General features: G+C 73.2%; 21 protein-coding genes and 3 tRNA genes. 18 read left to right on the top strand and 6 right to left on the bottom strand.

The annotated features are described in order from the left end of the window. Positions 1–81: 81 nt before the first annotated feature. The gene (gene cimA / locus BLW04_RS03855; protein WP_091537474.1) at positions 82–1725 is read left to right on the top strand and encodes a citramalate synthase; all 1644 of its coding nucleotides are present in this window, start codon (positions 82–84) and stop codon (positions 1723–1725) included. Positions 1726–1749: 24 nt separating this feature from the next. Here the strand turns inward: cimA and BLW04_RS03860 are convergent, their stop codons facing one another. Further along, complete coding sequence (locus tag BLW04_RS03860) at positions 1750–2142, bottom strand: VOC family protein (RefSeq protein ID WP_091537475.1); 393 nt, start codon at positions 2140–2142, stop codon at positions 1750–1752. A gap of 62 nt (positions 2143–2204) precedes the next feature. Between BLW04_RS03860 and BLW04_RS03865 the strand changes: the two genes are divergently transcribed. The 8 genes from BLW04_RS03865 to BLW04_RS03900 all read left to right on the top strand — a co-directional run bounded on the left by BLW04_RS03865 (position 2205) and on the right by BLW04_RS03900 (position 8550). Beyond that, on the top strand, positions 2205–3017 hold the full coding sequence (locus BLW04_RS03865) for a fumarylacetoacetate hydrolase family protein (protein ID WP_091537476.1): 813 nt from the start codon (positions 2205–2207) through the stop codon (positions 3015–3017). Then, positions 3014–4501 (top strand): glutamate--tRNA ligase, encoded by a 1488-nt coding sequence (gene gltX / locus BLW04_RS03870; RefSeq protein WP_091537477.1) that lies wholly within the window; start codon positions 3014–3016, stop codon positions 4499–4501. Before BLW04_RS03865 ends, gltX begins: the two co-directional genes overlap by 4 nt. 176 nt (positions 4502–4677) lie before the next feature. Further along, entirely contained in the window at positions 4678–5853 is a 1176-nt protein-coding gene (locus BLW04_RS03875) for a CPBP family intramembrane glutamic endopeptidase (RefSeq protein ID WP_175483893.1), read from the top strand. Between the two features lie 71 nt (positions 5854–5924). Continuing rightward, positions 5925–5996 (top strand) — tRNA-Gln (locus BLW04_RS03880). Positions 5997–6047: 51 nt separating this feature from the next. Beyond that, positions 6048–6120: transfer RNA gene (locus BLW04_RS03885), tRNA-Glu, on the top strand. 126 nt (positions 6121–6246) lie between these two features. Next, positions 6247–6319: transfer RNA gene (locus tag BLW04_RS03890), tRNA-Glu, on the top strand. A 214-nt stretch (positions 6320–6533) separates the two neighbouring features. Then, positions 6534–8216 (top strand): sodium:solute symporter family protein, encoded by a 1683-nt coding sequence (locus BLW04_RS03895; protein ID WP_091537479.1) that lies wholly within the window; start codon positions 6534–6536, stop codon positions 8214–8216. 22 nt (positions 8217–8238) lie between these two features. After that, positions 8239–8550, top strand: a complete 312-nt coding sequence (locus BLW04_RS03900; protein ID WP_091537480.1) for a hypothetical protein — start codon at positions 8239–8241, stop codon at positions 8548–8550. A 6-nt stretch (positions 8551–8556) separates the two neighbouring features. Here BLW04_RS03900 and BLW04_RS03905 read toward each other — a convergent pair whose 3' ends face one another. Then, a complete protein-coding gene (locus BLW04_RS03905; RefSeq protein ID WP_091537481.1) occupies positions 8557–9258 on the bottom strand; it encodes an IclR family transcriptional regulator in 702 nt (233 codons plus the stop codon). 68 nt (positions 9259–9326) lie between these two features. On the opposite strand from BLW04_RS03905, the gene leuC reads away from it, so the two are divergent. Both leuC and leuD read left to right on the top strand, forming a co-directional pair. Further along, entirely contained in the window at positions 9327–10739 is a 1413-nt protein-coding gene (gene leuC, locus BLW04_RS03910) for a 3-isopropylmalate dehydratase large subunit (protein WP_091537482.1), read from the top strand. A gap of 2 nt (positions 10740–10741) precedes the next feature. Further along, positions 10742–11344: a 3-isopropylmalate dehydratase small subunit gene (gene leuD, locus BLW04_RS03915; RefSeq protein ID WP_091537483.1), complete on the top strand. Its 603-nt coding sequence runs from the start codon at positions 10742–10744 to the stop codon at positions 11342–11344. Positions 11345–11386: 42 nt separating this feature from the next. Here leuD and BLW04_RS03920 read toward each other — a convergent pair whose 3' ends face one another. The 3 genes from BLW04_RS03920 to cofC are packed head-to-tail and all read right to left on the bottom strand — an operon-like array spanning position 11387 to position 15106. Next, a complete protein-coding gene (locus tag BLW04_RS03920; protein ID WP_091537484.1) occupies positions 11387–12331 on the bottom strand; it encodes an NUDIX hydrolase in 945 nt (314 codons plus the stop codon). Then, a complete protein-coding gene (locus tag BLW04_RS03925) occupies positions 12315–14399 on the bottom strand; it encodes an RNA degradosome polyphosphate kinase (RefSeq protein ID WP_254781024.1) in 2085 nt (694 codons plus the stop codon). Before BLW04_RS03925 ends, BLW04_RS03920 begins: the two co-directional genes overlap by 17 nt. A gap of 53 nt (positions 14400–14452) precedes the next feature. Next, positions 14453–15106: a 2-phospho-L-lactate guanylyltransferase gene (gene cofC / locus BLW04_RS03930; RefSeq protein WP_091537486.1), complete on the bottom strand. Its 654-nt coding sequence runs from the start codon at positions 15104–15106 to the stop codon at positions 14453–14455. Between the two features lie 66 nt (positions 15107–15172). Between cofC and BLW04_RS03935 the strand changes: the two genes are divergently transcribed. From BLW04_RS03935 to BLW04_RS03965, 7 genes are all read left to right on the top strand, one after another. Beyond that, positions 15173–16603 carry a serine hydrolase domain-containing protein gene (locus BLW04_RS03935; RefSeq protein WP_091537487.1) on the top strand — a complete coding sequence of 477 codons (1431 nt, stop codon included), beginning with the start codon at positions 15173–15175 and terminating at the stop codon, positions 16601–16603. 43 nt (positions 16604–16646) lie between these two features. Beyond that, positions 16647–17510, top strand: coding sequence for a lysophospholipid acyltransferase family protein (locus tag BLW04_RS03940; protein WP_254781025.1), 864 nt, complete (start codon positions 16647–16649; stop codon positions 17508–17510). Continuing rightward, a complete protein-coding gene (locus BLW04_RS03945; RefSeq protein ID WP_091537489.1) occupies positions 17507–18502 on the top strand; it encodes an NAD(P)H-dependent glycerol-3-phosphate dehydrogenase in 996 nt (331 codons plus the stop codon). Before BLW04_RS03940 ends, BLW04_RS03945 begins: the two co-directional genes overlap by 4 nt. 39 nt (positions 18503–18541) lie before the next feature. After that, on the top strand, positions 18542–19693 hold the full coding sequence (locus tag BLW04_RS03950) for a cystathionine gamma-lyase (RefSeq protein ID WP_091537490.1): 1152 nt from the start codon (positions 18542–18544) through the stop codon (positions 19691–19693). Between the two features lie 11 nt (positions 19694–19704). Then, the gene (locus BLW04_RS03955; RefSeq protein ID WP_091537491.1) at positions 19705–20856 is read left to right on the top strand and encodes a D-alanine--D-alanine ligase family protein; all 1152 of its coding nucleotides are present in this window, start codon (positions 19705–19707) and stop codon (positions 20854–20856) included. 7 nt (positions 20857–20863) lie between these two features. Further along, positions 20864–21526 carry a hypothetical protein gene (locus tag BLW04_RS03960; protein ID WP_254781027.1) on the top strand — a complete coding sequence of 221 codons (663 nt, stop codon included), beginning with the start codon at positions 20864–20866 and terminating at the stop codon, positions 21524–21526. A gap of 313 nt (positions 21527–21839) precedes the next feature. Then, on the top strand, positions 21840–22526 hold the full coding sequence (locus BLW04_RS03965) for an ABC transporter ATP-binding protein (protein ID WP_254781029.1): 687 nt from the start codon (positions 21840–21842) through the stop codon (positions 22524–22526). Between the two features lie 4 nt (positions 22527–22530). Here BLW04_RS03965 and BLW04_RS03970 read toward each other — a convergent pair whose 3' ends face one another. Beyond that, a complete protein-coding gene (locus BLW04_RS03970; RefSeq protein WP_254781030.1) occupies positions 22531–23085 on the bottom strand; it encodes a DUF3515 domain-containing protein in 555 nt (184 codons plus the stop codon). Positions 23086–23100 lie beyond the last annotated feature (15 nt).

A 23100-nucleotide genomic window follows, 5' to 3' on the forward strand; every position in this document is an offset into this window, starting at 1 on the left:
CCGACTGCGCGCCGACCTCCCGTACCCCGGGGGGTCTTTTCGCGTTCAGGGCCTGCGCACACCTCATCCCCGGAGCGACCCGTGCCCACCGAGCTGGACTTCCACGTCTTCGACACCACGCTGCGCGACGGCGCGCAGCGGGAGGGTGTCAGCTACTCCGTCACCGACAAGCTGGCCGTCGCCCGGCTGCTGGACGAGATCGGTGTCGGGTTCATCGAGGGCGGCTGGCCGGGGGCGCTGCCCAAGGACACCGAGTTCTTCGCCCGGGCGCGCACCGAGCTGACGCTGCGGCACGCCCAGCTGGTCGCCTTCGGCGCCACCCGCAGGGCCGGCGTCCGGGTCGAGGACGACCCGCAGGTGAAGGCCCTGCTGGACGCCGGAACGCCGGTGATCTGCCTGGTCGCCAAGTCCGACGTCCGGCACGTGCGAGAGGCGCTGCGCACCACGGTGGCGGAGAACCTGGCGATGGTGGCCGACACCGTGGCCTTCCTGGTGGACCACGGACGCCGCGTCTTCCTCGACTGCGAGCACTTCTTCGACGGGTACGCCGCCGACCCCGACCACGGCGTTCAGGTGCTGCAGGCCGCCTTCGCCGCCGGCGCCGAGGTCGGCGTCCTCTGTGACACGAACGGCGGCATGCTGCCGATGGGCGTCGGGCGCGTGGTGGCCGACGTGCGGGCCCGCACCACGGGCCGGCTGGGCATCCACTGCCAGGACGACACCGGCTGCGCGGTGGCCAACACGCTGGCCGCGGTGGAGGCCGGGGTCACCCATGTGCAGGGGACGGCGAACGGCTACGGAGAGCGCGCCGGCAATGCCGACACCTTCGCCCTGATCGGCAACCTGGTCACCAAGATGGGGCTGCCGGTGGTGCCGGCCGAGTGCCTGCCCGAGCTCAAGCGGGTCAGCCACGCCATCGCCGAGCTGGCCAACATCGCCCCCGACGACCACCAGCCCTTCGTCGGCGCGTCGGCGTTCGCGCACAAGGCCGGCCTGCATGCCAGCGCGATCAAGGTCAGCCCGGGGCTCTACAACCACCTGGACCCGACGGTCGTGGGCAACGACATGCGCATCCTGGTCACCGAGATGGCCGGGCGCGCCTCGGTCGAGCTGAAGGGCCGGGAACTCGGGGTCGACGTGACCGACCAGTCCGACGCGATCGGCCGGGTGGTCGACCGGGTGAAGGTGCTGGAGGCCGACGGCTGGTCCTTCGAGGCCGCCGACGCCTCCTTCGAGCTGCTGCTGCGCGCCGAGCTCCCCGGCGCGCCGGAGCCGCTGTTCGAGCTGGAGAGCTACCGCACGTCGGTCGAGCACTGGGGCAACGGGGTGGTGGTGAGCGAGGCGACGGTCAAGGTGCACCTCCCCAACGGCGACGGGACGGCGGAGCGGATCATCAGCACCGGCGAGGGCAACGGCCCGGTCAACGCTCTGGACAACGCCCTGCGTCAGGCGCTGGTCGCCCGGTATCCCCACCTGGCCGGGGTCTCGCTGGCCGACTACAAGGTGCGCATCCTGGGCTGGAAGGGCGGCACCGGCGCCACCACCCGGGTGCTCGTCGACACCACCGACGGGGTGGGGGAGTGGACCACGGTCGGGGTGCACGCCAACATCGTCGAGGCGTCCTGGCACGCGCTGGTCGACGCGCTGACGTACGCCGTTCGTCACCGTGACACTGTCGGCCTTCGGCCGACACCGCGGCCGGGTGCTGTGCCCGAGGGGCGCTGAGCCGCTGCCCGTTGGGCCCGCTCGTCACAACGGGGCGACCCGGGAGCGCAGCAGGCAGAACTCGTTGCCCTCGGGGTCGGCCAGCACGTGCCAGGTCATCGCCTCGGTGAGCGGGCCCTGTCCCACGTCGGCCCGGGTGGCGCCCAGGGCCAGCAGCCGCTCCAGCTCGGCGTCCTGGTCGCGGTCGGTGGCGTTGAGGTCGAGGTGCAGCCGCACCTTGCCCGGGGTCGGGTCGGCCACCGGGACGAACGCCAGCGTCGGCACGAGGCCACCAGCCCCCTGGTCGGGAGTACCGATCTCGGTGAAGCCGTCGGCGTCGGTGGCCACGACCTCGTAGCCGAGCACCGTGCGCCACCACTCGGCCAGGGCGGCGGGGTCGCGGCTGTCGATGGTCACGGCGGTGATCCGGTTGGCCATCCCGGGACGGTAGCGGGCGACCGATCCGGGGAGCGATCTCGCTGACGACTAACCTCGGCGACGTGCGCATCGTCCGCTTCGCCCACCCGGCCGGCATGTCCTTCGGGGTCCTCGACGGGGACGGCCAGGTCGCCCAGATCGAGGGCCATCCCTTCGGTCAGATCTCCTTCACGGGCCAGCGGTACGCCGCCGCCGACGTCCGGCTGCTCTCCCCGATCCTGCCCAGCAAGGTGGTGGGCATCGGCAAGAACTACGCCGACCACGTCACGGAGATGGCCACCGGTGACGCGCCGGAGGAGCCGCTGATCTTCCTCAAGCCCTCCACGTCGGTGATCGGCCCCGGCGACGCCATCCGCATTCCGGCCGGCAGCACCAACGTCCACCACGAGGTCGAGCTGGCCGTCGTCATCGGCGCCCGCGGGGCCCGCTCGGTCAGCCCGGAGCAGGCGATGGCCAGCGTCTTCGGCTACACGATCGGCAACGACGTCTCCGAGCGGGACATGCAGAAGAGCGACGGGCAGTGGACCCGGGCCAAGGGCTTCGACTCCTTCTGCCCGCTGGGCCCGTGGATCGAGACCGACCTGGCCGGGCTGGGCAAGGACCCCGCCGACCTGGAGATCACCTGCCGGGTGGACGGCGAGCTGCGCCAGTCCGGACGCACGAGCCGGCTGTTGTTCGGCCTGCCCACGCTGATCTCGCACATCTCGCAGGTGATGACCCTGTTGCCCGGCGATGTCATCCTCACCGGCACACCGTCCGGCGTCGGCCCGATCGCGCCCGGACAACGGGTCGAGTGCTCGATCGAGAGCCTCGGCTCGCTGACCAACAGCGTGGCCGGCGCCGACCCCACCTCCACCGCCGGCGTCACCCGATGAGTGCGCCGGACGCCACCGTCCGCACCCGGTTCTGCCCCTCGCCGACGGGGATGGTGCACGTCGGGCTGGTCCGCACGGCGTTGTTCAACTGGGCGCACGCCCGGCACAACGGGGGCGCCTTCGTCTTCCGGATCGAGGACACCGACGCTGCCCGCGACTCCGAGGAGTCCTACCGGCACCTGGTCGACAGCCTGCGCTGGCTGGGTCTTGACTGGGACGAGGGCCCCGAGGTCGGCGGCCCGCACGGGCCCTACCGGCAGTCCGAGCGGGGCGAGGTCTACCGCGAGGTGGCGGCGAAGCTGCTGGCCTCCGGGCACGCCTACGAGTCCTTCTCCACCAACGAGGAGGTCGACGCGCGTCGCCGGGCGGCCGGCCAGGACCCCAAACTGGGCTACGACAACAACGACCGGTTCCTGACCGACGCGCAGCGGACCGCCTTCCGCGACGAGGGCCGCTCGCCGGTGCTCCGGCTCCGGATGCCCGACGAGGACCTCGTCTGGAGCGACCTCGTGCGTGGCGAGGTGCGGTTCGCGGCCGGCTCCGTGCCCGACTTCGTGCTGGTGCGCGGCAACGGTGCGCCGCTGTACCCGTTCGTCAACCCGGTCGACGACGCGCTGATGCAGATCACCGACGTGCTGCGGGGAGAGGACCTGCTGCCCTCCACCCCGCGGCAGCTGGCCCTCTATGCCGCGCTCACCGACATCGGGGTCGCCTCGGGCACCCCGCGGTTCGGCCACCTGCCCTACGTGATGGGAGAGGGCAACAAGAAGCTGTCCAAGCGCGACCCGCAGGCCAACTTCGACGTCTACCCAGAGCGCGGCTTCCTGCCCGAGGGGCTGGCCAACTACCTGTCCCTGCTGGGCTGGTCGATCGCCGAGGACCGCGACATCTTCTCCGTCGCCGAGCTGGTCCAGGCCTTTGACGTCACCCGGGTCAGCGCCAACCCGGCCCGCTTCGACCTGAAGAAGGCCGAGGCGATCAACTCCACGCACCTGCGGGCGCTGCCGGTCTCGGAGTTCATCGAGCGGGTGGTGCCCTACCTGGCCGGTGCCGGGCTGGTGGGCACCCAGCCCACCGCCGAGCAGCTCGCCGTCCTCGAGGCGATCGCCCCGCTCGCCCAGGAGCGGATGATCGTGCTCTCCGACGCCGTCGGGCTGCTGGGGTTCCTGTTCACCGACGAGGTGGAGATCGACCCCGCCGCGGCGGCCAAGCAGCTGGCCGGCGCGGACGCCGCCGAGGTGCTCGACGCCGCCACGCGGGCGCTCACCGAGCTCGAGGACTGGACGACGCCGGCGCTGGAGAGTGCGCTCAAGGACGCCCTCGTCGATGGGCTGGGTCGCAAGCCCCGGCAGGCGTTCGGGCCGGTGCGGGTCGCGGTCAGCGGCCGCACGGTGTCCCCGCCGCTCTACGAGTCGATGGAGCTGCTCGGCCGGGAGCGCACGCTCGCCCGGCTCGCGGCCGCCCGGGCGCAGACGGGCGCATGACCGGCGCGGGGTGGGGGAGCGCTCCGGTCGGAGGGCCCGGTCCAGCGCAGCCCTACGCCGGGCCCCCAGCCACCGGCCGCTACGCCGCACCGCCGCGGGTGGCGCTCGGCCCGCCGTCCGCTGCCTGGTACGGCCCTGTCCGGCCTCCGGTCCCCGCCGGGCGGCGGGCGACGCCCGTGACGCCTCCGGGAGCGCCGCCGCACGACGTCCCGCAGCCGCACGCGCTGCTGATGCGCACCCGGGACTGGTCGTGGTGGCGTCCGCTGCTGGGGCTGCTGTTGTTCGCCGTCCTCTACGGCGTCTCCGCGCTGCTCCTGGGCTTCACCGCCGCGATCGGCGGCCTGACCGGTGACCTGCTGGTCGACCTCACCGATGCTGGTGTGCTGCTGCTCACCAACGTCTCGCTGATCGTCGCCATCCCGATGATCTGGCTGTGCTGGCTGGTGCCGCACGGCCTGCGGATCGGTTGGTCCTCCTCGGTGCTGGGCAGGTTGCGCTGGCGGCTGTTCGTGCCGCTCACCTGGCGCGCGCTCGCCTCGCTGGGCCTCGCCGTCGCGCTGACCGTGCTCATCAGCGTGCTCACCGGTGCCGACGGACTCACCGGCCCGGCGTCCTCCTTCGGCTGGCTGGTGCTGGTCGTGCTGTTCACCACGCCGCTGCAGGCCGCGGCGGAGGAGTACGTCTTCCGCGGCTACCTGAGCCAGGCCATCGCCGGTTGGATCGGCCGGCCGCGGGCCGGGGCGATCGTCGCCGCCGTGGTGACCGCGGTCCTGTTCTCCCTCGCGCATGCGCCACCGGGCGGGGTGTTCAGCCAAGCTTTCCTGTACCGCTTCGCCATCGGGCTGGCGTTCTCCGCCGCGGTGTGGCTGACCGGCGGACTGGAAGCGGCGATCGTCCTGCACGCGGTCAACAACGTCGTGGTCTTTCTCCTGGGTGGTTTGCTGGGCGGTGAGGTGGCCGCGGACGCGACCGGTCTGCTGGGCTGGGGCACGACCGTGCTGGGGGTGGTCGGCATGGCCGGCTTCGTGGTCTGGGTCGCATTCCTCCGGGAGCGGCTGCATCCCGAGCTACTCAGCCCCGCCCTGGACCTGCGGGGTGCCCGGCCGGTCGCGGGACCGCCGCTCCAGCCCCCGTTCCAGCGCCCGTTCCCGCCCCCCGCCCCGTCCTGGGGCCCGGTGCCGTACTCGGGTCCGGGTCCGGGCTGGTATCCGCCGCCGGGTCTTCCGGCGCCGCGTCGGGGTGGGCCGCCGCCGGACGAGCGCTGGGCTCGTCCCCCCGCTGACCAGGGCCAACGTCCTGGAAGTGGCCCCGGGAGCAGCCTCGGTGGAGAAGCGGGACGCCCCCGGTGGTGAGGGCGGGTGCGGGTCCCCGGCCGGCATCGGGTACAGTTCTCTCCCGGCGCCATGAGGCGCCGCACCACCCTTGGGGTATGGGGTAATTGGCAGCCCGACGGTTTCTGGTTCCGTTAGTCTAGGTTCGAGTCCTGGTACCCCAGCGAGGAAGCACGATCTCCTCTGCGGCACGATCCAGCACCACAGCACGGCCTGGCCCCGTCGTCTAGCGGCCCAGGACGCCGCCCTCTCACGGCGGTAGCGAGGGTTCGAATCCCTTCGGGGCTACACCACGCGAGAGCCCCCGACCTCCCCGGTCGGGGGCTCTCGCCGTCCCTGCGGCCGTCGCCGGCCGGCCGCACCCCTCGGCTCGATCCCCGGCGGTGGGCATGCCATCATCGATGCAGCAGCACTGGCCCCGTCGTCTAGCGGCCCAGGACGCCGCCCTCTCACGGCGGTAGCGAGGGTTCGAATCCCTTCGGGGCTACACGATGCGAGAGCCCCCGACCTCACCGGTCGCGGGCTCTCGCCGTCTCGGGGTGGGTGCAGTGATCATCCATCTGCGGATGGCGCGGACCGGTGTTAGCGTCGCCGGTGTTGATCACCGGGTCGCACGGACCGCGCCCGGCCCGACAGCACCAGGGGTCCGCCGGTTCACCAGGTCGTCGGCTCGAGGTACCTGATCTGAGGAGAAGACCCCCGTGGTCCTCGCTGCGGACGACACCCTGCGGCTCGACGCCTCGTTCGTCGACTACGCGTTGGTGGCCGCCTACTTCGCCGTCGTCCTGCTGATCGGCTTCGCTGCCCGTCGACGGGTGTCGGACAGCCTCGACTTCTTCCTGTCCGGCCGGTCGCTGCCCGCCTGGGTCACCGGCCTGGCGTTCATCTCGGCCAACCTCGGTGCGGTCGAGATCATCGGCATGTCGGCCAACGGCGCCCAGTACGGCATGCCGACGATGCACTACTTCTGGATCGGCGCCGTCCCGGCGATGCTGTTCCTCGGCATCGTGATGATGCCCTTCTACTACGGATCGAAGGTCCGCAGCGTCCCGGAGTTCATGCGCCGCCGCTTCGGCACCGGAGCGCACCTGGTGAACGCACTGAGTTTCGCGCTGGCCCAGGTGCTCATCGCCGGGATCAACCTGTTCCTGCTGGCCACGATCGTCAACGCGCTGCTGGGCTGGGCGCTGTGGATATCGCTGATCATCGCCGCCATCATCGTGCTCAGCTACATCACCCTCGGTGGGCTGTCCGCGGCGATCTACAACGAGGTGCTGCAGTTCTTCGTCATCGTCGCGGCGCTGCTGCCGCTGACCGTGATCGGCCTGCACCGGGTCGGCGGCGTGGGCGGTCTCATCGACCGCATCAACGGCTCACCGGGCGGCGCCGGCGAGCAGTTGTCCTCCTGGCCGGGCACCGAACTGTCCGGGTTCCAGAACCCGGTGCTCTCGGTCGTCGGCATCGTGTTCGGCCTGGGCTTCGTGCTGTCCTTCGGCTACTGGACGACGAACTTCGTCGAGGTCCAGCGAGCGATGGCGACCAAGTCGATGTCCGCGGCCCGCAGCACCCCGGTCATCGGGTCGTTCCCGAAGATGTTCGTGCCGTTCATCGTGGTGATCCCCGGAATGATCGCCGCCGTCCTGGTGCCGGAGATCACCCAGCTGAAGAACGGCGGCGACAGCTCTCTCACCTACAACGAGGCGATCCTGGCCCTGGTCCGGGACGTGCTGCCCAACGGACTGCTCGGCATCGCGATCGCCGGACTGCTGGCCGCCTTCATGGCCGGCATGGCCGCCAACCTGTCGGCCTTTAACACCGTCTTCAGCTACGACCTGTGGCAGCAGTACGTGAGAAAGGACCGGCCCGACGCCTACTACCTGAAGGTCGGCCGGTGGGCCACGGTCGGCGGCACCGTCATCGCGATCGGGACGGCACTGATCGCCGCCGGTTACAGCAATCTGATGAACTACCTGCAGACGCTGTTCGGCTTCTTCAACGCCCCGCTGTTCGCCACGTTCATCCTGGGCATGTTCTGGAAGCGGATGACGCCGACAGCCGGCTGGACGGGACTGGTCTCGGGCACGGGGGCCGCGATCGTGGTGTTCGTGATGAACGAGACAGGGGTCATCAGCCTGCCGGGTCAGGGTGCCGCGTTCGTGGCCGCCGCCGCCGCGTTCGTCGTCGACATCATCGTCAGCGTGGCGGTCAGCATGGTCACCGCACCCAAGCCGGTCGCCGAGCTCGCCGGGCTGGTCTACTCCGAGACGCCCAAGGAGGTGCGTACCGACCCTGACGCGCACCGGCTGCCGTGGTACCGGTCGCCGACCAGGCTGGCCGGCATCTCGCTGGTCATGGTCATCGTCCTCAACGTGATCTTCCGCTGACGCGGACGACAGGAGCACCGTCATGAGCGACCCCACCGCCGCCCCCGCCGAGCACACCGCAGGCAAGCACACCGCCGGGGCCTTCGACGTCCGCAACGTCATCGCCGGGCTGATCGGGCTCTACGGCATCGTGCTGGTGGTCCTGGGCATCGTCGGCAGCTCCGCGGAGGACCAGGCCAAGACCGGCGGGTGGAACGCGAACCTGTGGTCGGGCATCGTGATGATCGTGGTCGCGCTGGTCTTCGCCGTCTGGACGCGGTTGCGCCCGGTCGTCGTGGACGCCCCGGCCGCGACCACCACCGGCGACGAGCAGTCCTCGGCCCGCGAGCCCTGACCGGACTCAGCGCGCGGCGCGGCCGATCGCCGAGGCCGCGTCCAGCACCGCGCTGACCACCTCCGGGCTCGGCCGGCGGCCCACCCGCTCGACCGGGCCGGAGATCGACACCGCGCCAAGCACGTGGCCCGCGCCGTCCCGGACCGGTGCCGAGAGCGACGCCACCCCGGACTCCCGCTCGGCGACACTGTGCGCCCAACCCCGGCGCCGGACGTCGAGCAGCGTCCGGGCGGTGAAGCTGGCCGTCGGCAGGAGCGCGGTGACCTCCTCGACCGGGGCGAAGGCGAGCAGCGCGTGCGCCGCCGACCCCGCGGTGAGCGGCAGCCGGGCGCCCACCGGAACGGTGTCGCGCAGCCCGCTGGCCCGTTCCGCGGCGGCGATGCACACCCGGCTGCCGCCGTCGCGGACGTAGAACTGCGCGCTCTCCCCGCTGACGTCCCGTAGCGCGGGCAGGTGCCGGCCGGCCACCTCGGCCAGATCGGCACCGGCCCGGGCGAGCTCGCCCAGCGCCGCGCCCGGTGCCCACTCACCTGCGTTGGTGCGTCGCAGCAGGCGGTGTCCCTCGAGGGCGCTCGCCAGCCGGTGGGCGGTGGCCCGGGGCAGCCCCGTGCGGGCCACCAGGTCGGCGAGGCTGGCCGGTTCGTCGGCCACGGCGCGCAGGATGGCCACGACTTTGTCGAGCACGGCAACGGGGTTAGGCTGTCCCACGCAGCAATACTTACATCTCACTGCGTGAGATGACAAACCGTGGGACGACAGACCCGAGGAGGACCGTCATGGGCCAGACCCTGGCGCAGAAGGTGTATGAGCAGCACGTCGTCCGGCGCACCGAGGGCGAACCCGACCTGCTCTACATCGACCTCCACCTCGTGCACGAGGTGACCAGCCCGCAGGCCTTCGACGGCCTCCGGGTGGCTGGGCGCACCGTCCGCCGACCCGACCTCACCATGGCCACCGAGGACCACAACGTCCCGACGCTGGACATTCTGAGCCCGATCGCCGACCCGGTGTCCCGGGCCCAGGTCGACGCGCTGCGCCGCAACGCCGCCGAGTTCGGCATCCGGCTTGCGCCGATGGGCGACCGCGACCAGGGCATCGTGCACGTCATCGGCCCGCAGCTGGGGCTGACCCAGCCGGGCATGACGATCGTGTGCGGGGACAGCCACACCTCCACCCACGGCGCGTTCGGCGCGCTGGCCTTCGGCATCGGCACGAGCGAGGTCGAGCACGTGCTCGCCACCCAGACGCTGCCGCAGTACCCGGTCAAGCAGATGTCGGTGACCGTGGACGGCGAGCTGCCGCCGGGGGTCTCGGCCAAGGACGTCATCCTCGCCGTCATCGCCCAGATCGGCACCGGGGGTGGCCAGGGCCACGTTCTCGAGTACCGCGGAAGCACCATCGAGGCGCTGTCGATGGAGGCCCGGATGACGATCTGCAACATGTCGATCGAGGCGGGGGCCCGCGCGGGGCTGATCGCGCCGGACCAGACGACCTTCGACTTCCTGGCGGGCCGCCCGCACGCCCCGCAGGGCGCCGACTGGGATGCCGCGGTCGCGCACTGGTCGACGCTGCACACCGACCCCGACGCCGTCTTCGATCGCGAGGTGCACATCGACGCCGCGTCGTTGAGCCCCTACGTCACCTGGGGCACCAACCCCGGCCAGGGGCTGCCGATCGGCGCCAGCGTGCCGGACCCGGCCGCCATCGTCGACGAGGGCGACCGCCGGGCCGCGGAGTCCGCGCTGGCCTACATGGGCCTGACCGCCGGTACGCCGCTGCGCGAGATCGACGTCGACACCGTGTTCCTGGGCTCGTGCACCAACGGCCGGATCGAGGACCTGCGGGTCGCCGCGGCCCTGCTGAAGGGCCGGAAGGTCGACGCGCACACCCGGATGCTCGTCGTCCCCGGGTCGGTGGCGGTCAAGCTGCAGGCCGAGGAGGAGGGGCTGGACCGGGTCTTCCTCGACGCCGGCGCCGAGTGGCGCGGCGCCGGGTGCTCGATGTGCCTGGGCATGAACCCCGACCAGCTCAAGCCGGGGGAGCGGTCGGCCTCCACCAGCAACCGCAACTTCCAGGGCCGGCAGGGCAAGGGCGGGCGCACCCACCTGGTGTCCCCGGCCGTCGCTGCCGCGACCGCGCTGACCGGGAAGCTCACCGCCCCCGCCGACCTCGAGACTGCTGGAGTCTGACCATGGATGCCTTCACCACGCACACCGGCACCGCGGCCCCGCTGCGCCGCTCGAACGTCGACACCGACCAGATCATCCCGGCGGAGTACCTCAAGCGGATCACCCGGACCGGGTTCGAGGACGGGCTCTTCGTCGCCTGGCGCACCAACGAGCCGGAGTTCGTCCTCAACCAGCCTCAGTACGCCGGCGCCTCGATCCTCGTGGCCGGCCCGGACTTCGGCACCGGCTCCTCCCGCGAGCACGCCGTCTGGGCGCTGCTGGACGGCGGGTTCCGGGTGGTCATCAGCTCGCGGTTCGGCGACATCTTCCGCAACAACTCGACCAAGGCCGGCCTGCTGACGGTGCTGCTGTCGCAGGAGGAGGTCGAGCTGCTGTGGAAGGAGCTCGAAGCCGACCCCGACCTGGAGGTCACGGTCGACCTGGAGGCGGGCGAGGTGCGCTACGGCGCCCGCGTGGTGGGCTTCCAGGTGGACGGCTACACCCGGTGGCGGCTGCTGGAGGGTCTGGACGACGTCGGGCTCACCGAGCGGCACCTCGAGGACGTCACCGCGTTCGAGGAGCGCCGTCCGGCCTGGCTGCCCCGTTCGCAGCCGGCGTCGGCCTGACTCTCGAGCGGCCATTGTGGCCACAATGGCCGCTCGGGCCGGTCAGCCGGCCGGGTTCGGACCGACATTGCGGTAGTAGTCGGCGGACAGCTCACCGCCCCGGCGGCCCAGGGCCCACACGCTGCCCTTGGCCGACGGTGGCCACAGCGCCCCGGCGGTGGCGTGCCAGCGCACGCCCAGCGCCAGCAGCACCGAGGGGATCGCCCCGCCCTGGCTGCACACGATCGTCACGCCCGGCGTGCCGTCCGCACGGTTCGACAGCAGGCGTTCGACCACGGCCAGCCCGGTCGCCGGGTCGTCGCCGAAGGCCTCCTCGCCGAGTTCGGGGACTTCCCGCACGGTGAGGCGCAGTCGCTCGGCCAGCGGCGCTACGGTCTGCCCGCAGCGGACCGGCGGTGCCGAGAGGACGTCGACCGGGCCGAAGAGGGCGAGCACCTCGGCCAGCCGGCGGGCCTGCGCCCGGCCGCGCCGGTCGAGTGGGCGGAGCTCGTCGGGGCCGTCGAAGTCCGACCGATCGCCGGCGCTCGCGTGCCGCACCAGCAGCAGCGTCGGGGTGCGGGGGACGTCGGTGCGCGCCAGGTCGGCGAGCACGGCGCGGTCGTGCTCGTGGCTGACCAGCCCGGCGGCGTCGTCCAGACCGAGCCAGCACAGCTGGTCGACCTCGTCGTTGGGCACGAAGTCGCCGCTGCCGTGCATGAGCCAGTAGTCGACCTCCTTGGGCGCCGCCCGGCCGTCCCGCAGGGTCACCGGGTAGCGGGTGCGCACGCTGCGCCGCCCAGCCACCACCGACAGGCCGGTCTCCTCGACCACCTCACGGACGGCGGTCTCCAGCGGATGCTCTCCGGCATCCGGCTTGCCCTTGGGCAGCGACCAGTCGTCGTACTTGGGCCGGTGCACCAGCGCGGTCTCCAGCCGGCCGTCCGTGTCGCGCCGCCAGACCACGCCGCCGGCCGCGCGCACGACTGTGGGGTCAGCCAGCGTGCTCACCCCGGACGGCGAGCAGCTCGGCCTGGTGGTCCCGCTCCCCGGACCGGGTCCAGCCGGCGTCCGCGGCCAGCTGCCAGCAGCGCACGTCGGGGGCCAGCGCGGCGTCGAAGACCCGCTGCAGGTCCCGCTGCGCCACCGGGTCGTTGACCCGCAGCAGCACCTCGACCCGGCGGTCGAGGTTGCGGTGCATCAGATCCGCACTGCCGATCCACCACTCCGGCGACCCGGCGTTGCGGAAGGACATCGCGCGCGAGTGCTCCAGGAAGCGGCCCACGATCGAGCGGACGTGCACGTTCTCGCTCAGGCCCGGCACCCCGGGGCGCAGCGTGCAGATGCCGCGGATCAGCAGCTCGACCCGGACGCCGGCGTTCGACGCCTCGTACAGCGCATCGATGATGACCTCGTCGACCAGCGAGTTGACCTTGATCCGGATCCCAGCCGGCTTGCCCTCGGTGGCGTGCCGGGCCTCCCGGCGGATCTTCTCCACCAGCCCGGCGCGGATGCCGTGCGGGGCGACCATCAGCGACCGGTAGGTGGTCTGCCGGGAGTACCCGGTGAGGGTGTTGAACAGGTCGGTGAGGTCGGCGCCCACCCGCGGGTCGGCGGTCAGGATGCCGATGTCCTCGTAGATCCGGGCGGTCTTCGGGTTGTAGTTGCCGGTGCCGATGTGGCAGTAGCGGCGGAGCACGTCGTTCTCCCGACGGACCACGAGCGCGGTCTTGCAGTGCGTCTTCAGTCCGACCAGCCCGTAGACGACGTGGCAGCCGGCCCGCTCCAGCGAGCGGGCCCAGCTGATGTTGGCCTCCTCGTCGAAGCGGGCCTTGATCTCGACCAGCACGACGACCTGCTTGCCGGCCGACGCCGCCTCGATCAGCGCCTGCACGATCGGGGAGTCACCGGAGGTGCGGTACAGCGTCTGCTTGATCGCCAGCACGTTCGGGTCGGCTGCGGCCTGCTCGATGAAGCGCTGCACGCTGGTGGCGAAGGAGTCGTAGGGGTGGTGCACCAGGACGTCGCCCTCGCGCAGGGTGGCGAACACGCTCTTGGGCGTCTCACCCTCGCTCAACCGCGGATGGGTGGCGGGGACGAACGGCTCGTCCTTGAGCTCGGGGCGGTCCAGGTCGTAGAGCGCCATCAGCGCGGCGAGGTCCAGCAGACCCGGCACGTGCACCACGTCGGCGGGGCTGATCTCCAGCTCGTGCACCAGGACGTCGAGGATCTGCGGGTCCATCGAGTCGGTGACCTCCAGCCGCACCGCCGGGCCGAACCGGCGACGGGCCAGCTCGCGCTCGAGGGCCTGCAGCAGGTCCTCGTCCCGGTCCTCCTCGACCTCCAGGTCGGCGTTGCGGGTCACCCGGAACAGGTGGTGGTCCAGCACGTCCAGCCCGGGGAACAGCGAGGAGAGGTGCGCGGAGATGAGGTCCTCCAGCGGCAGGAACACCGCCTCGGAGTCCGTGCCCAACGACCCGCCCGCCCCCACAGGGATGAACCGGGGCACGTTGTCGGGCACCTTGAGCCGGGCGAACCGGGGGGCGCCGCTCTCCGGGTCGCGCACCGAGACGGCCAGGTTCAGCGACAGGCCGCTGATGTAGGGAAAGGGATGCGCCGGGTCGACCGCGAGGGGGGTCAGCACGGGAAAGACCTGGTCGCGGAAGTATTCGCGCAGCCGCATCGCGTCGGCGTCGTCCAGGTCGGCCCAGTGCACGATCGCGATGCCCTCGGCCTCCAGGCGCGGGGCGACGTCCTTGTCGAACACGCTCGCGTGCCGGTGGACCAGGTCCTGGGTCCGCTCGGTGACCCGGGCCAGCTGCTCGCGGATGGTGAGCCCGTCGGGGGACCGGACGCTCAGGCCGGTGTTCTGCCGGCGCTTGAGCCCGGCGATGCGGACCATGAAGAACTCGTCGAGATTGCTGGCGAAGATGGCCAGGAACTTCACCCGCTCCAGCAGGGGGGCGGCGTCGTCCTCGGCCAGCTCGAGCACCCGGGCGTTGAAGTCCAGCCAGGACAGCTCCCGGTTGAGGAATCGGTCGGCCGGGAGGGGGGCGCTCGGTGTCGTCTCTCGGGGCACGTGGCCATGGTGCCGCACCCAGGTGGACGGCGGGCGGCGGACGCGGGCGCCCGTCAGTCGCCGGTGAGCGCCCCGGTGGCCGGGCCCAGGCCCAGCAGCGCGGCGGCCCGCAGGTCGGCCGGGGTGTCCACGTCGCGGGCGAGCCCGGGCCACCGCGCGGGCAGCCGCACCGCCCCCGAAGCCTCGTGGGCGGCCGCGGAGCCGGGCCCGAAGTGCGGGTCCAGGTCGCCGGTGGCCGCGGCCAGCAGCGTCGTCCCGGTGCCGGCGGCGTCGGCGGTGAAGCAGCGGTCGCCGCCGGCAGCGGCGGCCAGCCGGCCGGCCTCGGCCAGCGCGCCGGCCAGCTCCGCGGGCCGCAGCGCCGGCAGGTCGGAGGAGACGGCGGCCACCGGACCGGTGCCGGCGGTGCGGGCGCCGTGCACCAGGGCGGCGTTGAGCCCCCGGTCCGGCTCGTCGGCGACCGTCCGCGCACCCAGCCCGGTGACCAGCGCGGCGGCCCGCGGGTCGTCGGTGACCACCACGATGTCGCCCACCGCGGGGCACGCGGTGATCGCGGCGACGGTGTCGGCCAGCAGCGCCAGCACCAGCTCGTCGTGGCCGCCGCCGGTGCCGTCCGGGCGGTCGGTGAGCGGGCGGAGCCGGGTCTTGGCGACGGCGAGCCGCTTGGCCGGCACCACCACCGACCACCGCCGCTCCGGCCTCCCCTCCACCTGGGAAGCTCAGCACACGCGCGCGCCCGGAGTCGCGCCGCCCACCTCGACGAGGAGCGCCCCGCGATGAGCACTGCCCCGGACCCGGCCCGAGACGTCGCCGAGGTCGCTGCCGCGGCTGCGCCCTACCTGGAGTCCTGGCTGGAGCACCAGCGCCGCCGGCTGCGGGTGCCCGGCGTCCAGGCGGCGATCCGGGTCGGCGGCCGCCTGGTGCTGTCCACCGCCCTCGGCGTCGCCGATCTCGACACCGCCGAGCCGCTGACGCCCCGGCACCTGTTCCGGATCGCCTCGCACTCCAAGACCTTCACCGCCACCGCGGTCCTCCAGCTGGTCCAGGCCGGGCGGATGCGGCTGGACGACCCGATCGCCCAGTGGGTGCCGGCGGTGGCCGACCGGGCGCCCGCGCTGGCCGGGGTCACCGTGCGCGAACTGCTGGGGCACCAGGGCGGCGTCGTCCGGGACGGCCGGGACAACGACCACTGGCAGCTCCTGCAGCCCTTCCCCGATGCCGATCAGCTGCTCGCGCTGGCCGCCGACGGTGGGGCGGTGTTCGAGCGGAACGAGCACTTCAAGTACTCCAACGTCGGCTACTCGCTGCTGGGCATGGCGATCGAGGCGGTCACCGGCACCAGCTACGCCGAGCACGTCCAGCAGGCCGTCGTCGACCCGCTGGGCCTGGCCGACACCGCGCCGGAGTGGGATCCCGGCCGGGCCGCCGACCACGCGGCCGGGCACACCGGCCTGCTGGACGGCGAGGACACCCGGTCGACCATTCCGCACGTCGACACCCGGGCGATGGCGGCCGCGACCGGCTTCGCCTCCACCGCCGAGGACCTCACCGCCTACTTCGCGGCCCACGTGCCCGGCGACGACCGGCTGATCACCGACGCCAGCAAGCGGCTCATGCAGCGGGCGGAGTCCGAGATCCGGGTGCACGGGCAGGAGCCGCGGCACTACGGCCTGGGCATGGATCTGCGCACCCAGGGCGAGCGTCGGTTGGTCGGTCACAGCGGCGGCTATCCGGGCCACATCACCCGCAGTTGGGTCGACCCGGCGGCGCAGGTGGTGGTCAGCGTGTTCACCAACGCCGTCGACGGGCCGGCCGACGTCCTCGCCCGGGGCCTGTTCCGGCTGCTGGACCTAGCGCTGGAGGCGCCCGAACCGCCGGCCGACGGCGGCCCCGCGGCCCCCTCGGCGTTCGCCGGGCGGTTCGCCAACCTATGGGGCGTCACCGACGTCGCGCTGCTGGGCGGTCGGCTCGTGCTCCTGCACCCCAGCGCGCCCGACCCCACCGAGGACCACCTGGAGCTCACGGTGGAGAGCGGGTCCACCCTGCGGCAGGAGTCGGTGGCCGGCTTCGGGTCGCCGGGGGAGACCGTCGAGTACGAGTGGGCGGACGACGGCACCGCCGCCCGGGTCCGGCTGGGCGGGATCTCCGCCTGGCCGGTGGAGGTCTTCCGAGCCCGCCGCGCCCAGCAGTTCGCCGGCACCGCCTGACCGGGGGCCAGTGCGGACCCGGGGGTGGGCGAGGAGCACGATCGTGAACAGGACCACCCGTCGAGACCGGAAGAGGTGTCAGGTGCCGCACGAGCAGGCCGGGACCGCCGCTCCCGGCGGGCCCGCCCCGCGGCCGACCCGGCGGCAGACCCGGCGCCCCGTCCCGTGGGCGCTGCGACTGTGCGTCCTGGTCGTCTACCCGGTGGCGTCGCTGTTGTTCGCGCTGCGCTACCGGTACCTGTCCCGCATCCCGCCCACGGGCGGGGTGCTGCTGGTGGCCAACCACGTGTCGGTCCTCGACCCGTTGGCGTGTGCGCGGCTGGTCTGGGACGCCGGGCGCGTGCCGCACTTCCTGGCCAAGGACTCGGTCTTCGTGGGGTTGGCCGGCACGATCCTGCGCGCCGCCGGCCAGATCCCGGTCTCGCGCGGCTCCAGTGCGGCCAGCTCCTCGGTACACACCGCGAAGGCCGCGCTCGATGCCGGCGACCTTGTGGTCATCTACCCCGAGGGCTCGGTCACCCGGGACCCGGACTGGTGGCCCATGGAGGGCCGCACCGGCGTCGCCCGGCTGGCGCTGACCACCGAGGCCGTCGTCCTGCCGGTCGCCCAGTGGGGCCCGCAGCGGGTGCACGACTACCACTCCGGCAAGCTCCACCCGCGGCTCCGGGCGCCGGCGGACTACCTGGTCGGGGAGCCGGTCGACCTGTCCGACCTGCGGGCCAGGGTGCGGGCCGGCCAGCCGTTGAGCGGGCAGCTGCTGCACGAGGTGACCGAACGGCTGATGGTCGGTGTGCGCGACCAGCTCGCCGAGCTGCGCGGCGAGCAGCCCCCGAGGGCGTTCCACCCACGCCCGCGCCGCACGCTGCCCGGTGACGTGCCCGGTGACGTGCCCGGGGACGCCGGGTGACGCGGGCCGCGGTGCTCAGCGCCGGGTCCTGGGGGACCACCTTCGCCAAGGTGCTGGCCGACGCCGGCGGTGACGTCACCCTCTACGCCCGCCGTCCCGAGCTGGCCGCCGCCATCACCGCCACCCGGGTGAACGCCGACTACCTGCCCGGGGTGCGGCTGCCCGACCGGGTCCGGGCGACCGGGAACGCCGCCGAGGCCCTCGACGTCGCCGACGTCGTGGTGCTGTCGGTGCCGTCCCAGTCGCTGCGGGAGAACCTTGCGATGTGGGCGCCGCTGCTGCCGCCCGAGGCGACCCTGTTATCGCTGATGAAGGGCGTCGAGCTGGGGACGACGAGGCGGATGAGCGAGGTCATCTGTGACGTGACCGGCGCCTCCGCCGACCGGGTGGCGGCGCTGTCCGGCCCCAACCTGGCCCGCGAGATCGCGGAGGAGCAGCCGGCGGCCACGGTGATCGCCTGCGCGGACATCGACCGGGCGGAGGCGCTGCAGGTGGCCTGCCACACCCGCTACTTCCGGCCGTACACCAACGCCGATCTGGTCGGCTGCGAGCTCGGCGGGGCGGTGAAGAACGTGATCGCGCTGGCCGTCGGGATCACCGAGGGCATGGGCTTCGGCGACAACACCCGGGCCTCGCTGATCACCCGGGGTCTCGCCGAGACCGCCCGGCTCGGGGTCGCCCTGGGCGCGGAGCCGTCCACGTTCGCGGGGCTGGCCGGTCTCGGTGATCTGGTGGCCACGTGCTCCTCGCCGCTGTCGCGCAACCGGACCTTCGGTGAGCGGATCGGGCGGGGCATGTCGGTGGCCGAGGTCCAGCGGACGACCCGGCAGACCGCCGAGGGCGTGAAGACCTGCCGTTCGGTGCTCGACCTGGCCCGCGCGCACGGGGTCGACATGCCGATCACCGAGGCCGTCGTCCGGGTCTGCCACGAGGGCGAGTCGGCCGCGCAGATGGTGCGCGAGATGATGACCCGCGAGGCGAAGCCCGAGTAGCAGTGCCGGGACGCCGGCCCCCGAGCAAGAGGACGACGCGTGTCCATTCCTGAACTCCCCTCCCCGCTCGGTGACGGCACCCGGCTGGTTCACGCCGGCGACGACCCCGCCGTGCCCGGCACCCCGCTGCGGCCCTCCCCGGTGTTCGCCGCGCCCTACCACCTGGGTGACCAGCCCCCGGGCTGGCAGGGCGCCGACGGCTACGCCCGGCCCGACAACCCGACCCTGCGGGTGTTCGAGCGCGCTGTCGGCGAGCTCGACGGCGGCGACTGCCTGTCCTTCGCCACCGGCATGGCGGCGATCAGCTCGGCCGTGCTGGCCGTCGTCCGGCCCGGTGACCGCGTCGTGCTGCCCTCGGACGGCTACTACGCGACCCGGGTGCTGGCCCGCGACGAGCTGGAGCGGTTCGGGGTGCGGGTCGACCTCGTAGCGACGCCGGAGATCGAGGACGTCGCCGCCCGCGGGGACCTGGACGGCGTCCGGCTGGTGCTGCTGGAGACGCCGAGCAACCCGCGGCTGGAGATCTGCGACATCGCCGCCGTCGCCCGGGCCACCTCCGCCACCGGCGCCGTTCTGGCGGTGGACAACACCACGGCGTCCCCGATCGGGCAGCGGCCGCTGGCGCTGGGCGCCGACATCACCATCGGGTCGGACACCAAGGCGCTCACCGGGCACAGCGACGTCCTGCTCGGGCACGTCAGCACGGCCCGCACCGAGACCGGCCGGCAGCTGCACACCCGGATCGCGGCCTGGCGGAAGACAACCGGGAACACCCCGGGCGCCTTCGAGGCGTGGCTGGGCCACCGGTCGATGGGGACCCTGGACCTGCGGCTGGCACGGCAGGCGGCCAACGCGGCGGCGATCGTCGAGGTGCTGGCCGGGCACCCCGCGGTGAGCGGCGTCCGGTGGCCGTGGCGGCCGCAGGACCCGTCCTACGCGCTGGCGCAGCGGCAGATGCTGCGGCCCAACGGCGTGGTCTCCGCCGAGTTCGCCGACGAGGCCGCCGTGCTGCAGTTGGTGCGCAGCAGCCGGTTCTTCCTGGCCGCGACCAGCTTCGGTGGCGTACACACCACGGTCGACCGGCGCGCCCAGTGGGGCGGGGACGCGGTCCCGGAGGGTTTCCTCCGGTTTTCCTGCGGCATCGAGGACACCGCCGATCTGGTCGCGGATCTGACCCAGGCGCTCGGCTAGGGTCGGCGGCGATGAGCGGGGCGAGGAAGTTGCGGGTCGCTGTGGTGTTCGGAGGGCGCAGCGCGGAACACGCCATCTCCTGTGTCTCGGCCGGGAGCGTGCTGGCCGCGCTGGACCCGGACCGCTACGAGGTGGTGCCGGTGGGCATCACCCGGAACGGGCGCTGGGTGCTGACCGACGGCGACCCGAGCCGGCTGGCGATCACCGGGGGAGTGCTGCCGGAGGTGTCAGCGGGCACCGCCGTCTCGCTGGTCGGTGACCCGGCCGGGCGCGGCCTGGCGGTGCTGGAGGCGGGGCAGGCGATCGGCCGGCTGACCGAGGTCGACGTCGTCTTCCCGGTGCTGCACGGCTCCTACGGCGAGGACGGCACCATCCAGGGTCTGCTGGAGATGTCCGGACTGCCCTACGTCGGCTCCGGAGTCTTCGCCAGTGCGGCGTCGATGGACAAGGAGTTCACCAAGAAGCTCCTCACCGCGGCCGGCATCCCGCAGGGCGACCACGTCGTCCTCCGCGACGGGACCGGTGCGCTGCGCGCCGACCCGGACCTGCTCGACGAGGCCGCGCGGGAGCGGCTGGGCCTGCCGGTGTTCGTCAAGCCGTCGCGGGCCGGATCGAGTATCGGCATCACCAAGGTGACCGACTGGGCGCAGTTCACCGACGCCGTGGCCACGGCGGCCGCGATCGACCCGAAGGTGATCGTGGAGGCCTCCGTCCCCGGTCGGGAGGTCGAGTGCGGCGTGCTGGCCGGCGTCGGCGGCGGGCTGCCCGAGGCGAGCCTGCCGGCGGAGATCCGGCTGCGGTCGGGCACCGACTGGTACGACTTCGACGCCAAGTACCTCGAGGACGCCGTGGAGTTCGACGTCCCCGCCGACCTGACTGCGGCCCAGACCGCCGCGGTGCAGGAGATGTCCCGCCGCGCCTACCTGGCGATGGACTGCCGCGGCCTGGCCCGGGTCGACTTCTTCCTGACCACCGACCCCGCGACGGGCGTCGACCGGCTGGTGGTCAACGAGGTGAACACGATGCCCGGGTTCACCCCGATCTCGATGTTCCCTCGGATGTGGGCGGCGTCGGGCGTGTCTTATCCGGAGCTGGTGGACCGGCTGGTGGCCAGCGCGCTGGACGGCGCCGGCCCGATCGGTGCCGACCCGACCACCGGATGACCTCGGGATGACGTCGCGGGGCCTGCGCAGCGCCGTGCTCACGGCGCTCGTGTTCGCCATTCCGGCCGGCACCGGGTGCACCGCCGCCGAGGGGGAGCAGCCGGGCGCGGCGAGCGCGAGCGGCTCCACGGCTGCGACGCCCTCGGCCACTTCCGGACTGGCGGCACTGCTGCTCGCCGAGGTGCCGTCCGGGCTGCCGCGGGTACCCGACGACGAGCTGGACCCGCCGGCGGGCCGTAAGTCGGTCGAGGACGTCGCCGGGTACGCGCCGGACGCCGGCCACCAGCGGCAGGTGCTGCAGGACTACGGCTACCAGTGGGGCTGGGAGCGGTTCTGGCGCACCGGTGACCGGCTGACCAGCGTCTTCCTGGACCAGTTCAGCGGCCGCGAGGGCGCGGAGGTCTACGCCGACGACCTGGCCCGCAATGACGCCGAGTACTACGGCGGGGTGCCCGACAGCGCCCCGGCCGGGCTGCCCGTGGGCTGCACGCTGCTGACGGTGGACGCCCCCGACCCGTCGGGGAAACTGTCCGGCCCGGCGGCGTTCGTGTGGTGCGCCGCCGGCGTGTTCACCGTGTCGGTGGCGGTGGTCTCCACGAGCCCGGCGGAAGCCCGCGCCGAGGTCGAGTCGGTCACCGCAGACCAGCTGGACCTGCTGCCGGTCGGCTGAGACAACGGGCGGGAAAATGTTCCTCCTCGGCCTACAAGGGCCGCGCGCTCCCGAGCTGCTGCCGACGGCTCGACCACTGCGAGGCGCGCATCGCCCGGGCGGCGGCCAGCAGATCGGGCCCGCCCGGCCCGGCGGCCGGCCGGACGCCGGCGGACGAGCCAGTCGCGACCGCCGCGGTCGGGAAGCGAGGACAGCGATGAGGCGCTCGACAGTTCGGCGAAGCCGTTCCGCTCCTGCACCGGAGGTGGGTCGATGAGCGAGCCGGTGCTGGTGCTGCGCGCTGGACCGCGTCCACGCCCAGGGTGGAACCACCGTGACCGCGCTGCGCGCAGTCGACCTGACGGTGTGCGCCGGCGAGCTGGTAGCGGTGATGGGCCCCTCGGGATCGGGGAAGTCGACCCTGCTGCACATCGCCGGCGGCCTGGACACCCCAACGGCCGGCTCGGTGGAGGTCGAGGGCCGCGACCTGGCCGAGCTGTCCGCGGCCGGATCGGCGGCGGCCCGCCGGCGCAGCGCCGGCTACGTCTTCCAGGACCTCAACCTGCTGCCCACGCTCACCGCGGCCGAGAACGTCGCGCTGCCCCGCGAGCTGGACGGCGTCCGCGCCCGCCAGGCCCGCCGGGAAGCGCGGCAGGCGCTGGAGGAGGTCGGCGTCGACGAGCTCGCCGACCGCTTCCCCGACGAGCTGTCCGGCGGTCAGCAGCAGCGGGTCGCGATCGCCCGCGCCCTGGTCGGCCCCCGGCGCCTGCTGCTCGCCGACGAGCCGACCGGGGCGCTGGACTCGACCACGGGGGAGGAGGTGCTGCGGGTGCTGCGCGCCCGGTGCGAGGCCAGGCGCGGCCGGCGTGCTCGCCACCCATGGGCGGGGTGTCCGGGCACGTGCTGGACGTCCCGCGGACGCTGCTGGGCGCCGTCGCCCGTGGCGGTGCCCCTGCTCGCCGTCACGGTCACCGGGCTGGTCGTCCGCTCCCGGTTGCCGATGGAGCGGCGGCTGACCTGACCGGTCAGCCGGCGGGGACCGGCTCGGTGTAGGGCAGCGCGGTGGCGATGATCGGGCTCAGCGCGGTCGGGACGGCGCTGTCCGCACTGGCCGGCACCCGGACCTCGACAGGCACGATGCGGTCCACCGTCGTCCACACGACGGTGTCGGGGTCGCTGGTGTCGACGAACCACTGGACGCCGCTGACAACCAGGGTGGCCGCGTCGGCGACGAAGCCGGCCGGCGGGGCGACGCCGCAGATGAGCACGACCGCGGGGTCGCCCCAGGCGTAGGCGTACGGGGAGTCCGACCGGACCATCCGCGAGTTCTCGCCGGCCAGCTCCAGGGGCAGCTGTCCCATCAGCACCGGGCAGGCCAGCTCGGCCTCGGCGGTCACCTCGGGGGTGTCCACGACGATCGTGGGCAGGTCGCCGCGCGGGGCGGACGTCGTCCCCTCGATGTCGGCGACCGGCCCGTTCCCGCCGTCGCCGTCCGGGCCGAGGACGTTGACCAGCACGACCAGGGCGACCACCACCGGGACCACGACCGCGGCCGCCAGCACCGCCGCCCGGCGCAGCACGGGGTCGGTGCCGGG

It is taken from the genome of Modestobacter sp. DSM 44400 (assembly GCF_900107175.1).
In the GTDB taxonomy this organism is placed as follows: Bacteria; Actinomycetota; Actinomycetes; order Mycobacteriales; family Geodermatophilaceae; genus Modestobacter.

Bases quoted from the DNA above. Each gene is read 5' to 3' on its own strand.
- leuC (WP_091537482.1), top strand. From the start codon at position 9,327: ATGGGCCAGACCCTGGCGCAGAAGGTGTATGAGCAGCACGTCGTCCGG.
- BLW04_RS03955 (WP_091537491.1), top strand. From the start codon at position 19,705: ATGAGCGGGGCGAGGAAGTTGCGGGTCGCTGTGGTGTTCGGAGGGCGC.
- BLW04_RS03960 (WP_254781027.1), top strand. From the start codon at position 20,864: ATGACGTCGCGGGGCCTGCGCAGCGCCGTGCTCACGGCGCTCGTGTTC.
- BLW04_RS03900 (WP_091537480.1), top strand. From the start codon at position 8,239: ATGAGCGACCCCACCGCCGCCCCCGCCGAGCACACCGCAGGCAAGCAC.
- gltX (WP_091537477.1), top strand. From the start codon at position 3,014: ATGAGTGCGCCGGACGCCACCGTCCGCACCCGGTTCTGCCCCTCGCCG.
- leuD (WP_091537483.1), top strand. From the start codon at position 10,742: ATGGATGCCTTCACCACGCACACCGGCACCGCGGCCCCGCTGCGCCGC.
- BLW04_RS03860 (WP_091537475.1), bottom strand. From the start codon at position 2,142: ATGGCCAACCGGATCACCGCCGTGACCATCGACAGCCGCGACCCCGCC.
- BLW04_RS03935 (WP_091537487.1), top strand. From the start codon at position 15,173: ATGAGCACTGCCCCGGACCCGGCCCGAGACGTCGCCGAGGTCGCTGCC.